At 62.8% G+C, this 18,239-nt stretch carries 16 protein-coding genes and 1 pseudogene; 10 read left to right on the forward strand and 7 right to left on the reverse strand.

Annotation, left to right across the window (positions count from 1 at the left end; translation table 11 throughout):
- Positions 1-140 precede the first annotated feature (140 nt).
- A pseudogene (locus J1M87_RS03385) lies at positions 141-527 on the reverse strand (amino acid ABC transporter ATP-binding protein); the annotation flags it as partial.
- Positions 528-621: 94 nt separating this feature from the next.
- On the opposite strand from J1M87_RS03385, the gene J1M87_RS03390 reads away from it, so the two are divergent.
- From J1M87_RS03390 to J1M87_RS03400, 3 genes are all read left to right on the forward strand, one after another.
- The gene (locus J1M87_RS03390; RefSeq protein ID WP_241256304.1) at positions 622-1,602 is read left to right on the forward strand and encodes an amidohydrolase family protein; all 981 of its coding nucleotides are present in this window, start codon (positions 622-624) and stop codon (positions 1,600-1,602) included.
- A gap of 47 nt (positions 1,603-1,649) precedes the next feature.
- Positions 1,650-2,417 (forward strand): potassium channel family protein, encoded by a 768-nt coding sequence (locus tag J1M87_RS03395; protein ID WP_206487809.1) that lies wholly within the window; start codon positions 1,650-1,652, stop codon positions 2,415-2,417.
- Between the two features lie 225 nt (positions 2,418-2,642).
- Positions 2,643-4,067, forward strand: coding sequence for an APC family permease (locus tag J1M87_RS03400; protein WP_206487811.1), 1,425 nt, complete (start codon positions 2,643-2,645; stop codon positions 4,065-4,067).
- Positions 4,068-4,386: 319 nt separating this feature from the next.
- Here the strand turns inward: J1M87_RS03400 and J1M87_RS03405 are convergent, their stop codons facing one another.
- The 6 genes from J1M87_RS03405 to J1M87_RS03430 all read right to left on the reverse strand — a co-directional run bounded on the left by J1M87_RS03405 (position 4,387) and on the right by J1M87_RS03430 (position 10,814).
- Complete coding sequence (locus tag J1M87_RS03405) at positions 4,387-5,610, reverse strand: flavin reductase family protein (RefSeq protein WP_206487813.1); 1,224 nt, start codon at positions 5,608-5,610, stop codon at positions 4,387-4,389.
- Positions 5,611-5,735: 125 nt separating this feature from the next.
- Positions 5,736-6,356 (reverse strand): response regulator transcription factor, encoded by a 621-nt coding sequence (locus J1M87_RS03410; protein WP_206487815.1) that lies wholly within the window; start codon positions 6,354-6,356, stop codon positions 5,736-5,738.
- Between the two features lie 80 nt (positions 6,357-6,436).
- Positions 6,437-7,900, reverse strand: coding sequence for an aldehyde dehydrogenase family protein (locus tag J1M87_RS03415; protein ID WP_206487817.1), 1,464 nt, complete (start codon positions 7,898-7,900; stop codon positions 6,437-6,439).
- A 69-nt stretch (positions 7,901-7,969) separates the two neighbouring features.
- Positions 7,970-9,208: an amidase gene (locus J1M87_RS03420; RefSeq protein ID WP_307830720.1), complete on the reverse strand. Its 1,239-nt coding sequence runs from the start codon at positions 9,206-9,208 to the stop codon at positions 7,970-7,972.
- Between the two features lie 44 nt (positions 9,209-9,252).
- A complete protein-coding gene (locus tag J1M87_RS03425; protein WP_206487821.1) occupies positions 9,253-9,522 on the reverse strand; it encodes a hypothetical protein in 270 nt (89 codons plus the stop codon).
- 122 nt (positions 9,523-9,644) lie between these two features.
- A complete protein-coding gene (locus tag J1M87_RS03430) occupies positions 9,645-10,814 on the reverse strand; it encodes a sensor histidine kinase (protein ID WP_241256377.1) in 1,170 nt (389 codons plus the stop codon).
- Between the two features lie 537 nt (positions 10,815-11,351).
- Here J1M87_RS03430 and J1M87_RS03435 point away from each other — a divergent pair.
- The 7 genes from J1M87_RS03435 (at position 11,352) to J1M87_RS03465 (ending at position 18,226) form a co-directional block, all read left to right on the forward strand.
- A complete protein-coding gene (locus J1M87_RS03435; RefSeq protein WP_206487825.1) occupies positions 11,352-12,506 on the forward strand; it encodes a flavin-dependent monooxygenase in 1,155 nt (384 codons plus the stop codon).
- A gap of 17 nt (positions 12,507-12,523) precedes the next feature.
- The gene (locus J1M87_RS03440) at positions 12,524-12,889 is read left to right on the forward strand and encodes a hypothetical protein (protein WP_206487827.1); all 366 of its coding nucleotides are present in this window, start codon (positions 12,524-12,526) and stop codon (positions 12,887-12,889) included.
- Between the two features lie 102 nt (positions 12,890-12,991).
- A complete protein-coding gene (locus J1M87_RS03445; RefSeq protein WP_206487829.1) occupies positions 12,992-14,290 on the forward strand; it encodes a Rieske 2Fe-2S domain-containing protein in 1,299 nt (432 codons plus the stop codon).
- Complete coding sequence (locus J1M87_RS03450) at positions 14,283-14,795, forward strand: aromatic-ring-hydroxylating dioxygenase subunit beta (RefSeq protein WP_206487831.1); 513 nt, start codon at positions 14,283-14,285, stop codon at positions 14,793-14,795. The genes J1M87_RS03445 and J1M87_RS03450 overlap by 8 nt, the downstream gene beginning before the upstream one ends.
- Positions 14,792-15,532, forward strand: a complete 741-nt coding sequence (locus tag J1M87_RS03455; RefSeq protein ID WP_206487833.1) for an SDR family NAD(P)-dependent oxidoreductase — start codon at positions 14,792-14,794, stop codon at positions 15,530-15,532. Before J1M87_RS03450 ends, J1M87_RS03455 begins: the two co-directional genes overlap by 4 nt.
- 8 nt (positions 15,533-15,540) lie before the next feature.
- Positions 15,541-16,497 (forward strand): PDR/VanB family oxidoreductase, encoded by a 957-nt coding sequence (locus tag J1M87_RS03460; protein WP_206487835.1) that lies wholly within the window; start codon positions 15,541-15,543, stop codon positions 16,495-16,497.
- 247 nt (positions 16,498-16,744) lie between these two features.
- Positions 16,745-18,226, forward strand: a complete 1,482-nt coding sequence (locus tag J1M87_RS03465) for an APC family permease (protein ID WP_206487837.1) — start codon at positions 16,745-16,747, stop codon at positions 18,224-18,226.
- Positions 18,227-18,239: the final 13 nt, after the last annotated feature.

Here is an 18,239-nt window from a genome sequence, read left to right on the forward strand (position 1 = left end):
CGGGCAAAACGGACCTCGACCACGCAGCCTATGCACACTCGCAGCGCCGAAAGTCCTCCTTCCTCAACAAATCATTCATTCGATCTACCAACATCTCGGGTCCCACGCTGAGCGTCAATACTCGTACGAATCCCGAGGTTTCAGAGGATTCGGCTCAAGAACTGTTTCGTGCGGACATTCGTGGGATTGTCGAAGAATTCGCTGGGCGGTGCCTGCTCGACGATCTTTCCGTCGCTCATGAAGACGACCCGGTCGGCGGCAGCCTTCGCAAAACCCATCTCGTGGCTGACCACCACCATCGTCATGCCCTCGTCACGCAGCCGAAGCATGACGTCGAGTACCTCGTCGACCATCTCCGGATCGAGCGCAGAAGTAGGCTCGTCGAACAGCATCACTTCCGGTTTCATCGCCAGTGCACGAGCAATTGCGACGCGCTGCTGCTGGCCACCGGACAGCTGCGCAGGGTAGTTCTCACCCTTGTCCGCAAGTCCGACGCGTTCGAGCAACTCTTCGGCCTCGCTCGATGCCGCCGAAATCCAGCGAGCGAAAGCATCCAGCGGACTGTGCGATTCGGCCTTGCACGCCTGTGTCGTCGACTGGGACGAGACCACCGCCGAACAATTGAAAACCCTGTCGGAAGCCGGCATTCGCACGGTCAAGATGTTCACCACGTATGCGGGCGAGACTATGGCGAACGAGCACACCATTCTCAATACGATGCAGGCCACTCGCGACCTCGGCGGAATGGTGGTCATCCATTGCGAATCCGACGCAATCGTCACCGACGCGCAGAACGTCGCGGCGGCTTCGGATGGCGTCGATGCAGCGCACATGTCGCAGACCCGTCCGGAGCTCGCGGAAACAGCCTCGGTAGCCGCGATTCTCGCGATCGCAGAATCGCAGGAGGCACCGGTGTATTTTGTGCACCAATCGACCCCGGCTGCAGTCGAACTCGTCGTCGACGCCCGTAAACGAGGGCTGGTTGCCTTCACCGAATCGGTTGCTCACCATCTGATCCTCGATGACTCTGCCTACGAGGGTGAGCAACCGGAACGATTTGTCTGCTGCCCTCCGCTGCGCTCGGCACAGGTGGTCGAGGAACTCGGGCGTCATCTGTTCACCGGTGCCATCACTACCATCGGCTCCGACCACTGCTGTTACGACACCGCACAAAAGCAGGTACACAGCCACGACGTGCGGCACATGCCCAACGGCCTGCCCGGCGTCGAGACCCGCCTTCCGGTGATGTTCTCGCACTACGTGGACGGATTGGGCCTGACGCCGAGCAGGTTCGTCGAGTTGACGTCGGCGAATCCTGCCCGCACAAACGGTCTGTATCCACGAAAGGGTTCACTGATGCCGGGTTCCGACGCCGACATCGCGATCTGGGATCCGAAACGGGAATGGACGGTGACTACCGAGACACTGCACATGGCGACGGACTACACCCCGTACGAGGGTCAGCGCCTCCGAGGCAAGCCCGTCACGGTCCTGGTGAGGGGCGAGGTCGTCGTCCATGAGGGCTTGCTCGTCGACGCCACTGCGCGCGGACGACACCTCGAAGCCGCACCCCTCGACTTCGGTGGAGCTTTCAGCATGTGAATCTCGTTTTCGAGCGATCCGATCGGCACGCAGTACAGTCCCCGCTCATGAACTATCGGCAGTGGGAGCGCGTAACGGAATGGCCGCTCGCCGGATCGGCGCTGACGTTTCTGGCTATCTACACCTGGACTGTGCTGAGCCAACCGACCGGCACGAGTGCACGCGTCGCGGAGTACGCAATCCTCGCGATCTGGGCTCTGTTCGGGATCGACTACCTGGTGCGATTGGCCCTTGCCGAGCAACGCGCGCGCTGGTGTGTGCGACATCTGCACGAACTCGCCATCGTGGCACTGCCGATGCTGCGTCCACTACGACTGCTCCGCTTGCTCACCTTGGTCAGCCTGCTGCAACGTTCGATCGGCGGCGCGCTCCGTGGGCGGGTGGTCACATACGCTGTCGCCGGTACGGCGATATTGGTGTTCGTGGCGTCGCTCGCGATGTTCGACGCCGAACGCGCCGCACCGGCCGGCAGTATCAAAACCTTCCCCGATGCCTTGTGGTGGGCAACGACGACGGTCACGACAGTCGGCTACGGCGACTACTCGCCCACCACAGCGACTGGCCGACTCATCGCCGTCGGACTGATGGTGGCAGGGATTGCACTGCTCGGCGTCGTGACCGCGACCTTGGCATCGTGGCTCGTGCAGAAGGTTGCCGAACAGGACGACGCGAACCAGGCTGCTACTGCACAACAAGTGGCCGAACTGACCGCCCACATCACTGCACTGCGCACCGAATTGGCATCACAGCGAACCACAGTAGCGACGCCGGTGTCGACGACACCAGATGCTCGATCGGACAAGCACATCCGCTGAGCCAGAGCCACACCCTGACCGTCACTACGGCTCGTGCGCGAATTGCGACTTTCGGCGACAGTCATGACTTCTCCGTTTTCGGTAATGGCGTACAGCCGTGGAGCCGGCACCGATAAGGAAAACCCCTATGTACGCCACGTCACAGTGGCGGTAGCTTCGTCGGATCAGTCAACAAATGTAGATTTTCGATCCCGTCGATACCTACCACCGACAAGGACACCCGCAATGTCATCGAACTCCAATCAATTGAGAGGCTCCATCGGGGTGGCGGGAATCGTCTTCCTTGTTCTGGCCGCCGCCTCCCCACTGACCACAGTGGCCGGTTCACTGCCGGTCATGATCGCTCTCGGTAACGGTGCCGGCGCACCGTCGACGTACGTGGTCGCTGCACTGGTCCTACTGGTGTTCAGCGTCGGATACGCCGCGATGAGTGGTCACATCACCGACACCGGTGCGTTCTACGCATACGTCACGCGAGGCTTGAACGCTCGGTTGGGAGTGGGAGCAGCGGCATTGGCCATATTCGCCTACACGGCCATTCAGGCCGGAATCTACGGCCTGGCCGCGAATGCGATCGACTCGCTGGTCGTCCAGTACGGCGGACCGGATCTGCCCTGGTGGGTGTGGGCTTTCGTGCTCATCGCCTGCGTCGCCTTGGTGGGTTATCGAAACATCGAAGTGGGAACGAAGGTCCTCGGGTGCCTGCTGGTGCTCGAAATCGTTGCGATCGTGGCACTCACAGCAGCGGTGTTCATCAAGGGCGGGGCGCACGGCGTCGACTACCAATCGTTCACCCCTCATGCGTTCTTCTCGGCCTCACCCGGCATCGCCATGATGTTCGCCGTCGGGTCCTTCGTCGGATTCGAGGCGACTGCCATCTACGGGGAAGAAGCACGCAACCCCAAACGTACCGTTCCGATCGCCACCTACGTGGCCATCGTACTGATAGGTGCCCTCTACGCCGTGTGCAGCTGGGCGCTGGTGCTCGCATACGGTAGCGACCAAATCGCTGCTGCAGCAAGCGAAGACACCGCCAACCTGACCTTCGGCGCGGTAGCGGTCTACCTGTCCCCCTTGGCTGCGGACATCATCGCCATTATGTTGGTCACGAGCTTGTTCGCCGCCGTGCTGGCGTTCCACTCGGCCATCTCTCGCTACGTATTTGCTCTGGCGCGGTCGGGTTACGCCCCTGCACGCTTCGCCGCGGTCCATCACAAGCACGGCTCACCGCATCGAGGATCCATCCTGCAGACGGCTTCTGCAGCGATCGTCGTCGGCATCTTTGCCGTGGTCGGAGCAGATCCCGTGCTCCAGCTCTTCACTTGGATGTCCGGAATTGCGATCGTCGCGATCCTTGCCGTGATGGTGTTGACCAGCTTCGCCATCGTGGTGTTCTTCCGGCGCACCGACGTCGATACTCGCCTGTGGAACACCCGAATCGCCCCTGTGCTCGGCAGCATCGGACTCATCGCGATCACAGTGCTGGTCCTGGACAACTTCACCACCCTCATCGGCGGTTCTTTTGCCGTCGCCACCACGTTCTTGGTGGTGCTCTGCCTCGTGTTCGCCGCAGGCGTCATGGGTGGACACTTCATCGATGCCAAGCCCGTACGGACGTCGACACTCGATCGCGACAAAGCGACCCCCTGACACTCGCACCTATACCTCGCAGCACTCGAGTCGGTATCCACGTCTGTGGATACCGACTCGAGCTCGTTGCACCACCGGTGCCGCACCGACACGTGACATCGAGACGCGTGACAGCGAGACGCGTGACATCGAGACGCATGACGTAGCGCGAACGGACAAGCAGACAACAGACACACGGCAGCAGACACACGGCAGCAGACACACGGCAGCAGACACAAGGCAGCGGACACAAGGCAGCAGACACACGGCAGCAGACACACGGCAGCAGCCCCGGACCAGGAACGGTCCGGGGCTGCTGCCGTGCGTCTCTACGTCGAGATCAGCGACCCGCTGCAGCATCGGAGAGTGCGACGCCTCCGACGGTCTCGTTCGGGGCCGACTCGAGCACGCTCACAACGGTTCTGGCGCTCTCGATCCACTCTGCCACCAGGTTCCCCTGCACGTTTTGTGGAACCTGCGCGAGGCGAAGCGTCAGCGTGTGGCGACCGGACGGATCGCGGACCGGTAGGACGATCGATCCCACGTTGTACGTGCCGGCGCCGTCGAGCACCTGCGGCCGGTAGTCCACCGAGGTGCGGCCGATCTGAGCCCGGATCTCGCGTTCCTTGCGGGGAGTCAGGCGACCGGACTCGTACTCCTTGGTAGCCCTGCGCATTTCCGTGTACGCGTCCGAACCCGCGGCGGGCAGAAACGAGATCCCGTAACCGTGTTCACGAATGAAGTCGAGCCGGGCCCGATGCACCCGAGTCCCGCTGTCTTCGCCCTTCAGCTTGTCGATCCAGCGATCCTGTTCGGCCTCCGGCAACGCGAAGACGTACGAGTCACCGATTGGTGGCACGATCGGTATCCGTTGCGCCAGAGCAGCATCGCGGTCCACACCGGGTGCAGTGGCGGACAGTACCGTCGCCATTTCGTCGGCGCTGACGGCCGTCAGTACCGACACCTCGCACCCGATCGCCGCTGCGAGAGCTTCGACCTGAGAGCGCGCCGCATGCGCCGCGTGGATCGCCGGCAGAATTTCGTGGTCCATTCGAGCGAGCAGAGACGTGCACACGAAGCTGCCGTAGCCGCCTTGGAAGAAGATCAACGGAGACACCGGGTTCGTGATGGCCATGTCCTTGACCTCACACAGCACGATCCAGTGATCGCCCGCGTCCACGGTCTTCCAGATCGTCGTGTCCATCCACCCGATCGCTTCGGTGAGTACCGGGTTTCCATGTGGCGATGGATACCAATCGATTCCGTCGAATTTGTTCTCCCAACGCTGGGCGATGGACATCACCTCGCGCTCTTGCTCACCCCCGACGATGTTGACACACAGGGAAGAACACTCCTGCATTCGCGCGAAAGTACGCGAGGTCTTCATCGGCATGAACGAGACCAGCGGAGGGTCGAGGGATACCGAACTGAAGGTGCCCACGACAAGCGCCAGCAGTTCGCCGGTCGGATCGGTACCGGTGACTATCGCAACTCCAGTCGGATAGTGTCCTGTCACTTCTCGGAACGTTCGCTGCGCTTCCTCTGTTGTCACTGTGTGCGGCATGCCGATCTCCTGAGCATTTCGACGGTCGACCGAATTCGGTGTGACCTAAAATTAATTTCTCGCGTGCTCTTACAGGTAGGCGAGAAACCTTTAGACACTCCGTACGCTCTGGACGTCGAAATCGGTTACACCGTCACCCGCCACGCCAGCACATCACGAACCAAGGTGCCGAGACTTTCTGCCTCGGTCTTGGCTTTGATGCGCGCACGATGCACATCGACGGTTTTGACACTGGTGCCGAGGCGACGCGCGATCTGTTGGCTGGCCATGCCTTCGACTACGAGCCGTAATACTTCTCGTTCACGCGGCGTCAGGGTATCGAGTCGCCGGTGCACTCGTGCGCGCTCCTCACGCTCGGAGAACACTCCGGACGCGAGCCGCAGTTGCTCCTGAACTACTTCCAGCATGCGCTGAGGCTCGTACGGTTTCTCGAGAAAATCGACGGCACCGGCACGAAGCGCGCGAACCGACATCGGAATGTCCCCGTGCGCCGAACAGAAAATGATGGGTGCCGGATAACCGCGTCTGACCAATTCGTCCTGAAGCTCGAATCCGCTCATGCCCGGCATTCTCACGTCGACAATGACCACGCCGGCCTCGGCCGAATCCATTTCCTCGAGAAATGCGGTAGCGGTTGGATAGGTCAGCGCCTCGATCCCGACACTCTGCAGAAGAAACGCAAGTGATTGCCTGAGGTCTTCGTCATCGTCCACCACGTGAACGACGACGGGCTTGACGGTCTCCATGAGGTCCGAGCCTAGCCGTGGCTCGCCCCTGGCACAGCGGAAGCCGCCGACCAGGTGGCCGGCGGCTTCGACGCGATGGGTCACAGAACGATCGTGACGGTCTTCGCCTCGGTGTTTGCCAGGATTCCTTCGTACCCGAGCTCACGGCCCAGGCCGCTGGCTTTGACTCCGCCCCAGGGCAATTGGGGTGCAAGTGGCGACCACCCGTTGACAGCCACAGCTCCTGCTTGCAGTGACGCCGAGACGTTGTGGGCGCGCGCCAGATCCGTCGTCCAGAGCGTGGCTGCCAGGCCGTACTGATTGTCGTTGGCCAGGGCGATCGCCTCGGCGTCGTCGTCGAAGGGGACGACAATCCCCACCGGTCCGAAAATCTCCTCACGGGCGATGGTCAGATCGTTGGTGCCGGCGAAGACCGTCGGACGCACGAAGTGACCGCGATCGTTGCCCTCTCCGCCGCCGTCGGTGCCGCCCGCCACCAGGCGCGCCCCCTCGGACTTGCCCTGCGCGATGTAGCCGAGCACGCGATCCTTCTGCTTGGCGTTGATCAGCGGACCCATCGTGGTCGAGGTATCGAACGGGTTGCCCAGCACCTGAGCTCCGGCCGCCGCAGCGAGTCCGTCCACCACCGTGTCGTAGACGGACCGATGCGCGAAAATGCGCGTTCCCGCCGCACACACCTCACCCGAGTTGGTGAACAACCCCATGGCTGCGCCGCCGACCGCGGACTCGAGATCGGCGTCGCCGAAAATGATCTGCGGCGATTTACCGCCCAGCTCCAAGGTGGTGCGCTTGAAGTCGGCTGCGGAGTTGACCAGGATACGGCGACCGACGGCGGTGGATCCGGTGAACGAGACCTTGTCAACGCCGGGGTGTGTCGTGAGCGCCTCACCGGTGACCGCGCCGATACCCGGCAGTACCTGCACGACGCCGGCCGGGAACCCGGCCTCCTCGATCAGGCGCGCGAGATGCAGGATCGACAGCGACGCGTCCTCGGCAGGCTTGACGATCACCGTGTTGCCCGTTGCGAGCGCCGGAGCCAGTTTCCACCCGAGAATCATCAGCGGTGCGTTCCACGGGATGATCGTGGCAATGACGCCGACCGGCTCACGGCGGGTATAGGCAAAGGTGGGCCGACCCATGTACCCATCGTTCGGTAGGGTCTCGCCATTGAGCTTGTCGGCCCAGCCCGCGTAGTAGCGAAGCGAGGCAACAAGATTGGGGACGAACATCATCTTGCCGAGGAAGAACAATCCGCCCATGTCGAGCGACTCGAGGCGGGCGAGAACTTCGGCGTCTCGTTCGACCAGATCGGCCAGCTTGTTGAGCAGCTGCCCCTTGTGCGACGGCGGTACCGCTGCCCAACTTCCGGCCAATGCGCACCGGGCTGCGCGAACAGCGCGATCGACGTCGGCGGCGTCGGCAGAAGCAATGTCGGCGAGCTTGTCACCGGTGGAAGGATCGAACGTCTCGAACGTTCCGGCACCACCGCCGCTCCACTCCCCGTCGAGGAAAAGATCGGTGGTGAAATCAGATACTGCGGTCATGGCCGCCTCCTGTGCTCGGTGAATGGAATTGTGCTCGATGGCCGAAAGAAAATCGATGGTGCCGCAGAATCACGGTGGGAACCCGGCGGCGATCACCTCGGAGATCCACGATGCGCCGGCCAGTAGTTCGGACTCGCAGTTCGGCGATCCGATGACCTGCATGCCCAGGGGCATGCCCTTGCCGTCGGTTATGCCGGGAACGGTGACCACGGGTAGGCCCCAGGCTTGCCATGCACGGCTCAACACCGGATCTCCGGTTGCATCGAGGCCCTCGGGTGCCGCACCAGGGGCGGCCGGTCCCACGATGACATCGACGTCCTCGAACAGACCGATGATGCGCTCGCGCGAGACGGCGATGCTCCTGCGGGCAGCATGGTAGTCCGCGGTGGTCGTCGACGCGCCACGCCGCAGCAGGTCGGCCAGCGGGTCGCTGAGTCGGTCGATGTCCTCGAAGAGTGCGCTTCGTTCCCGCGCTGCCTCGTAGGCCATGACAACTGCATGGGCGGCGGTGGTCTCGGCGACGGCAGCGGCCGCTGGAAACGCCGAGAGTTCGGCACCCTTGGCTCGAATCGCGCGACCCAGTTCGGTGACCGCTGCGGCCATGTCCGATTCGACGACGCCGAGTTCTGCTGCGTCCCAGAGCAATACCCGAGGATGCGTGGACGGGTCGCCGTGGACGACCTCCTGCCCGACGAACGCAGACCACGCGCATGCGAGGTCGCGTACCTGCGCTGCGTACAACCCGTGGCTGTCCAGGCTCGCGCTCAGGCCGGTCACCCCATCGGTCGAGCACCGACCCCGAGTCATGACCATCGATGCGACACCGCAATACGACGCCGGGCGGGTGACAGATCCGGCAGTCTGCGAACCGAGAGCCAGTGGCACCTGGCCCGATGCCACCGCGGCCGCTGACCCACTCGACGATCCCCCTGGGGTGTGTGTCGGATCGGCGGGATTACGAGTCGGCCCTGGAGCGAAGAAGGCGAACTCGGTCGAGACGGTCTTGCCTGCGGGTACGGCACCGGCCCTGCGCCAGGCCTGCACCACGGCAGCATCGGCCTCGGCCGGCGGCCGCGCCGCGTAGAGATCGGTTCCACATCTGGTCGGTAGACCCGCGACATCGATGATGTCCTTGACTCCCAACGGGATTCCGCCGAGGGGCCCCACCCGTCCGGCAGGATGCGCCGGAGCGGCCGGCGGTCGGTGAATCACCCATGCCGCCAGTTCCGGCTCAGTTTCGTCGATTCGGGCTCCGGAGCGCTGCCATGCGTCCGCCTCGGTGCTTCGTCCGGACCGTAGGTCTGCCACGAGATCGACCAATGACCATGGCCGATGGAGAGACGAGCGGACGCTCATCGGTCGCCCCACACGGCGTCGGCGGTCCAGTAGTCCATCCCGCTGGCGCTGACGGAGTGCCGCCAGTCCGAGACGCGGCGGAGCGAGGGCTCGGCCCGCTCGGTGGCCTGATCCGCTGCATCGGGACCGTCGGCCTTGACCTGCCAGTGAACCCAGTTCAGCTCGTTACCATCGCGGTCGTGCATGAACAGGTCTACGTGCCGCCACCCGTACCCGTGAGTGTCGTTGTAGCACATCAGTGTCATGCGCTCGCGTGTATCGTCCATTCGTCGCTCTCCCCGATAGGTCCGGTTGCGCCGTGCTCAGCAACCGAAGATCATGGGTCGACGCTACGAGCCGGGGGGCCGAACGGGAATGAAGAGTTCCTTCCCGAGCCTGAAGAATTTCCCTACACCGGCGGGCCGTCCTCACCGGCGAGAGCCTCCGCCCGGCTCACCGTCGGGAGCGCGAAACCGAACACCGAACCACCTTCTGCCCCAGGGGTGTACCAAATGGAACCGTGCTGCCTGGTGATGATCCGATAGCTGAGCGCGAGACCGATCCCACTACCGGACTGCTTGGTTGTGAACGACTCCTCGAAAGGGTTGCGCTGCAATCCTCTTCCGCGGTCGCTGACAGAGAAGGCACCACCGTCGTCGCGGTTACCCGTGGACAATGTGATCGTGCGATCCTGTAGCGCGCACTGGGCCATCTCGTCGATCGCATTGAAGCAGAGATTGATGATGACCTGGCCGGTCAGTACCCGCTCGCAGCGCACATGAACCGGTTCTTCGGCGAGCTCGAATTCGATCCGCACGGAGTTCTGCTCGGCACGCAAGCGGATGAAATACAGGCACTCGGTGACGACGGTGTTGAGATCGACGGTCTGATCGACCTGTTCGAGGTGCCCCACGAATGCCCGCAGAGTAGCGACGATCGTGGCCGCCCTCTCGATCTGCCGATGCGCCGAAGCGAGGCCGTATTCCACCCGCGTGTCGAGCGGGCCCCGGGTGGTCAGGATGGTCTCGATTCCCGCCAGAAAATTGCCCGCGGCCGCGAGCGGCTGCCCCAACTCGTGAGCTATCGCCATCGCCATATCGCCCATTGCGTTGTATCGCGCCAGATAATTCTCGCGCTGCAATTCCAATCCGCGCATCTCTTCGGTGCGCACACGATCGGACACGTCGTGCAGCAACATCAGATAGGCGTTGACCTCGTTCTCCTGCAGTCGCTCGACACTTCCGTCCAGCCAATGCGTCCGACCCTCGCCCGCAAGGACCTCCAACCGGACCGATGCCACCGGACTCGCGTCCCGCACCAGTTCGCTCCAGGTGGATCGGCGGCCGGCGATGTGAAACGACGCGTACGAGGCCAGGGATCTGCCTGCAGGCGGTTCGACGCTCGGATCGATGCCGAGATGTTCCATGGCGGTATCGGTCGCGAATCCGATTGCACCTGTTTCGTCCAGGACGAATGCGATCGCGGAGGTATTTCTGGACAGTGCATCGACGTAGGTGGTGGTCAGCCTCAACGCACGCTCGGTGCGCTGTTCGTTTTCGATGTCCCGGAACTGCACCATCACCGCGGTGCCTTGACGCAGCTCGATTCTGGTCGCGATGGCATCGGTCGGGATGATGCGGCCGGACTTGGATCGATAGTGCCATTCGATCCGACTGCTGCCGCACTCGACTGCCTCGTGCAGCCATGCCCGTCCGACTACTCGGGTGGTACTGCTGTGCAGAGCTACTCATGTCGTTGGCCTTGAGAGGACGCATTTCGTCGAGATCGAATTCCAGCATCGCGCAGGCTGCCGGATTGGCCCACAGGATGCTCTTGGTCGCCCCGTCGTGGACGAGTACGCATACCTGCGCGGCATTCATCATTTCGACGAAATCGGCCGGCACCATTTCCGGAGCTCGCGGGTCCATGGACATGTCGAAAGCGTATGCGTGGTCGACGGCTCGGTGCGCCGAAGGACCTTATTTCGAGCGTGAACTGAAGATTTCACCTATACGACTGATGGACGCACCCCCTGCCGACCGCACTCTTTACCGATTGGGGCCGAACGTGACTCGCATTACGGTCGAATCAACGAACGAGGTAGAAGGAGACGCTCATGACACTCACTCAGCATGCCCCGCCCCAAGCAGGCACTACCGTGACTCTCGACCACGTGTTGGACGAGCTCGCGCAACGGCGGACGGAGTTTCGAGATCAGCGTTTCGTCTCCCCCGACTTCGTCGACCGCCTCAAGGAGATCGGCATCTACCGGGCCGCCACTCCTCGGCGCTTCGGCGGAGATCCCCAGGCACCGGCGGACTTTCTACGCACCATCGAGAAGATTTCCGTCGTCGACGGATCGGCGGGCTGGGTGGCGAGCTTCGGCTCCGCCCTGATCTACCTCGCTGCCCTGCCGGTCGACACCCAGGCCGAGCTGTACGCCGACGGTCCCGACGTCGTGTTCGCAGGTGGACTGTTCCCGGTACAGCCGGCGGCACCGACCGAACGCGGATTTCTGGTCGACGGCCGCTGGAAGTTCGCGAGCGGATCGATGGGCGCCGACATTCTGGGCGTAGGAATTCCCGGAGACGACTCGACCGGCGGCAAGCCGAGAACGGCATTGCTGCGACCGAAGGACGTGGAGATAGTCCAGGAGTGGGACGTGGTCGGCATGCGCGGCACCGGGTCGTTCGACCTCGTGGTGAACAAGGTCGAGGTGCCTCGGGAGTGGACCTTCATCCGCGGCGGCGCACCCACCGTCGACGAGCCTCTATACCACTATCCGACGATCGCCTACGCGGCACAGGTTCTCGCGGTGGTCGGTGCAGGCGTCGCGCGCAGCGCACTCGACTACGCACTGAAAGTGGGCGCAGGCGTGGCCGGCATCACCGGTGCCCCCAAGCTGGCAGACCGACCGTACTACCGCATCGCCGTCGCCGAGGCCGAAGCCGCCCTGAGGTCTGCGCGCGCGTACTTCTACGAGGTGACCGAGGAAGTGTGGAACAGCGTGCTGAGCGGGGACGAACCCACCGACGCTCAGAATGCCCACCTGAGGCTGGCATCGAGTCATCTGGCCAAGACATCGGCATCCGCGGTGACGAAGATCGTCGAGATCTCGGGCACTGGAACAATTTTCACCTCACATCCCCTTCAGCAGTGGACGGGTGATGCGCTCGTTCCTCAGCAGCATGCCTTCCTGGGCCCGGCGATCCTGGACGCCGCAGGCGCAGTGCTGATGGGCCAACCGCCCACCGTCCCCGGCTTCAAGTGACTCTCGAAGGAGAACCCATGACCACCACCCCGCTTCGCGTTCTGTTCTGTATCGGTATCAACCAGAACTTCTTCGAGCTCCCCGAGGGAGGAGTCACGGCCGGCGACGTCTGGACGGCGTTCGTCGCCTTGTCCGACGGCATCAAGGGCCTCGACGGTGTCGACTTCATCGGCGATATCGACGACGACGCCACGACGGTCGGCCCCTCGGATTCCTGGCCGTGGACCTGCTATTTGCTCGCCGACGTCGATTCCCACGACACCGTCAAACAGGCGTGCAACTTCCTGCGGACGATCGAGGTCGGGACGAGCGACTGGAAGCTGTGGAAGTTCGTCAAGATCGAAGCTCGCATCGGCCGGGCTCTCACACCCCGCACCTACTGAAGGCCGCGCACCACCCATTCTCCACCGGATGACGTTGTTCAACTGCGTCATCCGGTGGCTACCACTTGCAATCTCGACAACGTACGAGCCTTGGAGACATCAATGACCGTGCACGACACCGACGAGGCAACACCGAAGTCCCCCGCGTCCGATCTGGTGATGGGCGATCGTGTCGCGGGTCGGATCTACACCGACCCGGACGTGTTCGTCGAGGAGATCACCAAGATCTTCGAAAGCACCTGGATCTGGGTCGCTCACGAATCCGAGCTACCGAAACCGGGCAGCTTCAAATCCACCCACGTCGGCCTCCAGCCGGTCATCGTGACCAAGAACCGCAAGGGACAGATCAACACCCTGCTCAACCGTTGCCGCCACCGCGGTGCCAGCATCTGTGAGCAGAAGACCGGCGTCGCAAACGGTTTCACGTGTCCGTACCACGCCTGGTCCTACAGTCTCGACGGTCAGTTGCGCGGCATTCCGTACCCCGAGGGATACGAGGGCGTCATCGAAAAGGGCGAACTCTCACTCAAGAAACTGCGTACCGAATCGTACGGCGGGATGGTCTTCGCGACGTTCGCCCAGGACATCGAATCTCTCGAGGACTTCCTCGGCGACGCCAAGCTCTGGATCGACCGGTTCATGAAGCAAGGCGGCGGTTATCCCATCAAGGTTCTGGGCACACACCGATTCCGCTTCAACGGCAATTGGAAGATTCAGCTCGAGAACACGACGGACGGCTATCATTTCCCCATCGTGCACCGGTCGTGGATGGCATCGGTCGATGCCGAAACGGCAGACATGATGTCGTTCATGACCAACCCGGATGCCGTCACCCACGATCTCGGTAACGGCCACAGTGTCATGCAGATGGTCCCCGAACATTCCGACCTCGATGCCGACGACGGATCCGAGCCCCTGCAGGCACGCTTCGACGACCTCGTTGCCGAACTGTCCGCTGCAGGCCTCGATGAGCCCGCGATTCGTAAGATCGTCCGCGCCATGCACGGCACAGGTTTCAACCTCAATCTCTTCCCCAACGTGTCGATGTCGGCCGCCTTCTTCCGTGTCCTCGAGCCCACCGCGGTCGATGCGACGACGATCGAGCATCTGGCGATCGGTCCGGACGGGCCGTCCGAGGTGGTGGATCCGGTGAACCGGGCCCGGTTGCGAGTACACGAGCATTTCCAGGGTCCATTCGGTTTCGGTACACCCGATGACGCCGAAGGGTGGGACCGGGTTCAACGCGGCGCTCAGGGCGCACCCGAGATGCCCATTCTCGTCAATCGGGGTGCTGCGCGGGAGAAGCCGAGTGCCGAAGGATGGCCCACCTCGCACGTCACCGACGAGACCGGCATGCGCGCAGCCTACGCACAGTGGAAAGAGATGATGAGCAATGACTGACACCGCCGTCGACACGCTGTCCATCGCAGACACCCGCGTGGTACGGGCAATCGAATTGATCTGGCGCGAAGCCGATCTGCTCGATCGCAAGCAGTACGAGACGTGGAAGGGCATGTACTCCGAGGACGGTCTGTACGTCGTCCCGATCGATTCCACCGGGGACGACTTCGACAATCGACTCAACATGATCTACGACGACGCCCGGATGCGTGACATGCGGGTGGTGCGGATGACCGAGGGCTACGCGATCGCCGCCGTCGATGCCGCGGTCACCACCCGGACCGTGTCTCGCTTCGTTGTCCAATCGTGTACCGACAACGAGATTCACCTTCGCGCATCACAGATCGTCGTCGCGTTCAAACGCGGCAAGCACGATCTGTGGGCAGGGGATGTGGAGTACCGGATCCGGTTGGGCGTCGACGGGAGCGCCGACCGAATAGCCCTCAAAGTGATTCGACTCGTCGACAGCGAGGATGCAGTTCCCGCAGCCGGGTTCTTGCTGTGAACGCCCCGGTTGCCGTCGTCACCGGTGGCGGGAGCGGGCTCGGCGCGCTCATCGTCCGCAAGCTTCACTCCACCGGCCACCGAGTCGCCATCGCAGATATCGATCGGGATTCCGCAGACGCGTTGGCAGCCGAACTCGGCTCCGGAGACTCGGCCCGCGGCTACCAGGTCGACGTCAGCGACAAGTCTGCGCTCGAGAGCCTGCTGTCCGGGGTCGTCGGCGACTTCGGATCGGTGGAGGTTCTGGTCAACAATGCAGCAAAGACCCAGGCACGGTCGTTGATGGACATCACCGCCGAGGAGTTGGACTCGGTGATGGCCGTCGGATTCAAGGGCACGTTCAGTGCCTGCCAGGTCTTCGGTAGCTACATGGCCGGTAACGGCTACGGCCGTATCGTGAACATGGCCTCCTTGGCCGGGCAGAACGGTGGCACAGCGACCGGTGGACACTACGCGTCAGCCAAGGGCGCAGTGATGTCCTTGACGAAAGTCTTCGCCCGAGAACTGGCACCGTCTGGGGTCACCGTGAACGCGGTCTCGCCAGGCCCTCAGGACTCCCCCATCGTGCGGGAGATCGTCGGCGAAGCCAACCTCGAGTCCTTTGCCCACACTATCCCTGTCGGTCGTCTGGGCGACCCGGCATTCATCGCCGAGATGGTCTCTCTGCTGGCATCCCCGGCGGCCGCGTCGGTCACCGGTGCTTGTTGGGACGCCAACGGCGGACTCTACATGCGTTAGGAAACGCCGTGTCCAGTGTCAAAGTTGTTGTCTCGCAGATCGTGGACGAGACGCCGAGTGTTCGGTCGCTTCGTCTGGTGCGCGATGGCGGGGGCACCCTCGGACCGTACGAAGCCGGAGCCCACATCGACGTGAAAGGCCCGACCGGTGTGCTGCGGCAGTACTCGCTGTGCGGGCCACCGACGGAGCCGGATTCGCTGTTGATCGCGGTCAAACGCGAAGTGGACTCGCGCGGCGGATCCGAAGCGCTGCACCGCGTTCGGGAAGGCGACATCCTCGAAATCAGTGAACCGCGAAATATCCTGGGGGTGGCGCAGGATGCCGACACCCATCTGCTGATCGCGGCCGGCATCGGTGTGACTCCGCTGCTCAGCATGGCATATCACCTCCACGACAGTGGGGCGAACTTCGAGCTCGTCTACTTCTCGCACAGCCGCGAGCACACTGCATTTCTCGAGTTGCTCGAGACGCGGGCCGAATTTCGGGACCGCGTCCACCTGCACATCGGAATCACCCGTGGCCAACAGCAGACAGTTCTGGACGAGCTGGCCGGTTCGGCACCCTCGACGTCCGCCGTATACACCTGCGGGCCGGAAGGTTTCATGGATACGGTCGCCTCGGTCTTCACACCGCTGGTCGGGCCGAACAACGTTCATATCGAACACTTCGTCGCCTCCGACATCGACACCTCCGGGGACACCGCGTTCACCGTCGAAATGGATACCGGAGAGACGTTCGAGATACCGTCCGATCGGAGCATTCTCTCCGTGCTGGAGGAGAACGGCATCGAGGTGTTCAAGTCCTGCGAGGAAGGCATCTGCGGGTCGTGTGTGTCCGGTGTACTCGAAGGTGAACCCGAGCACCGCGACAACTGCCTCTCGGCTGCCGACAAGGCCGCCGGCAATCAGATAGCTCTGTGCGTCTCACGCGCAAAGACGAGCAGGCTGGTCATCGAGCTGTTCTGATCGGATTCTGGCGATCGACTCCCCCGCGCTCACGCCGGGGGAGTTTTTTTATCTACAGTCGTTGACAAATCACGGTGATCCGGAGCACAGTGGATGAACCCGTTCATTGCATCAGCACCTCCGCCTTAAGACGGAATCAGCACTGTACGGCGCTGCATGACTCCAGTTCGTTACATTCCGGCATCGAATCGGAAATGGCGTAGGTCAATTATTAGTCAACACCTGTAGCTTTAACTGAGGATCTCATATGACTGCCGAAAAGATTTCGACCACCGCCGAGCGCGGACCGACCGCCACATCTCACGCTGGGAGCCTTGCACGAGGAAAACTTGGCACCACCGACCTGGTCGCTCAGTCGCTGGCCGTCGGCCCCATCACCTCGGCGGCCCTCCTCGGCGGCATCATCGCCGCCAAGGGCGGCAGTGCAGGGCCGCTGTACCTGCTGGTCGTACTCCTCGGAGTCCTCGGCCTCGGTGCGGTGCTGGTCATGTTCGCGAGGCGTTACACCAGCGCAGGTGTCATGTACGAGTACGTCGGACGCACACTTGGGCCCACGGCCGGAATTTCCACCGCAGGTTTCTACTACTTCGCCTACATCATCCTCGGTGGGCCGACCATGCTGATCGGTGCGGGTGTCCTCGGCCACGATCTGATGGCGACCTACACCGATATCGACGTCCCGTTCTGGTTGATCTCGCTCGGCGTGCTGCTGTTCGTCGCACTGGTCAACATTCGTGGTGTCGACCTGTCGGTTCGCGCCCAGCTGACGATCTTCGTCTTGTCCGTGGTGCCGTATCTGATCATCGCCATCACGGTGATCGCCAAAGGTGGTGCCGAGGGCAACTCCGCCGTGGTCCTGGACCCGACGGCTCCCACCGCGGGCCAATTCCTGCCCACGTTCATCTTCTGCGCGCTGCTGTTCGTCGGCGTCGAATCGTCCGCCTCGTTGGGTGAGGAAGCGAAGGACGCACGAAAGTCCGTCCCGCGCGCAATCATTGCGACCATTCTGATCGTCGCAGGCTTCTGTCTGCTGATGCAGTATGCGGGAACCATCGGATTCGGCGCGGACAGGGTCGCGCAGGACTGGGCCTCCGATCCGCTCGGACTGTCGACCCTCGGAACCACCTACGTCGGCGAGTGGATCGCGCCGCTGGCCCAACTGGGTCTGGTACTCGACATGGTCGCGGTAGCAATCGGATTCATGGTCGCGTCCTCACGCGGAATCTTCGCCCTCTCGCGTGGCAGCCTCCTCCCGCCGTCTGCATCTCGCCTGAGTCGCTGGCAGACACCTGTCGTCGGCATCGGGGTCTTCGCTACGGTCTCCGTCGCCGGAATCGCGCTGGTGACAGTGATCAGTTGGCGCACGGACATGGATCCCTACGTGGGCTTCGCCGTCGGCGCCACGTTCGGTGGGCTCCTGGTCATGAGCGCCTACTTCGTTCTGATCGTCGCGGCAGTGAAACTGTTGGTCCGCAATCAATGGAGCAAGGTGGGATGGGTCGCGGTAGCTGCCGCGCTCGTGACGGTCGGCGCAGGAATCGCAGGATCGATCTTCCCGCTACCCGCCGACGAATCTCGGTACGGCGTGTTCGCCGCCCTGGCATCGATAGCCCTGTGCCTCGGCTGGGGCATCTTTCACGGCATCGTCAAACGACACACACTCCCCGAGCTTGCCGTGGCCGAGATCGATCTCGCCGCGACAGATGTCCCCCGCGCTCACATTCTGTGAAAGGTACAACGCT

The sequence above is a fragment of the Rhodococcus sp. KRD162 genome (assembly GCF_017168335.1).
Taxonomy (GTDB): domain Bacteria; phylum Actinomycetota; class Actinomycetes; order Mycobacteriales; family Mycobacteriaceae; genus Rhodococcoides.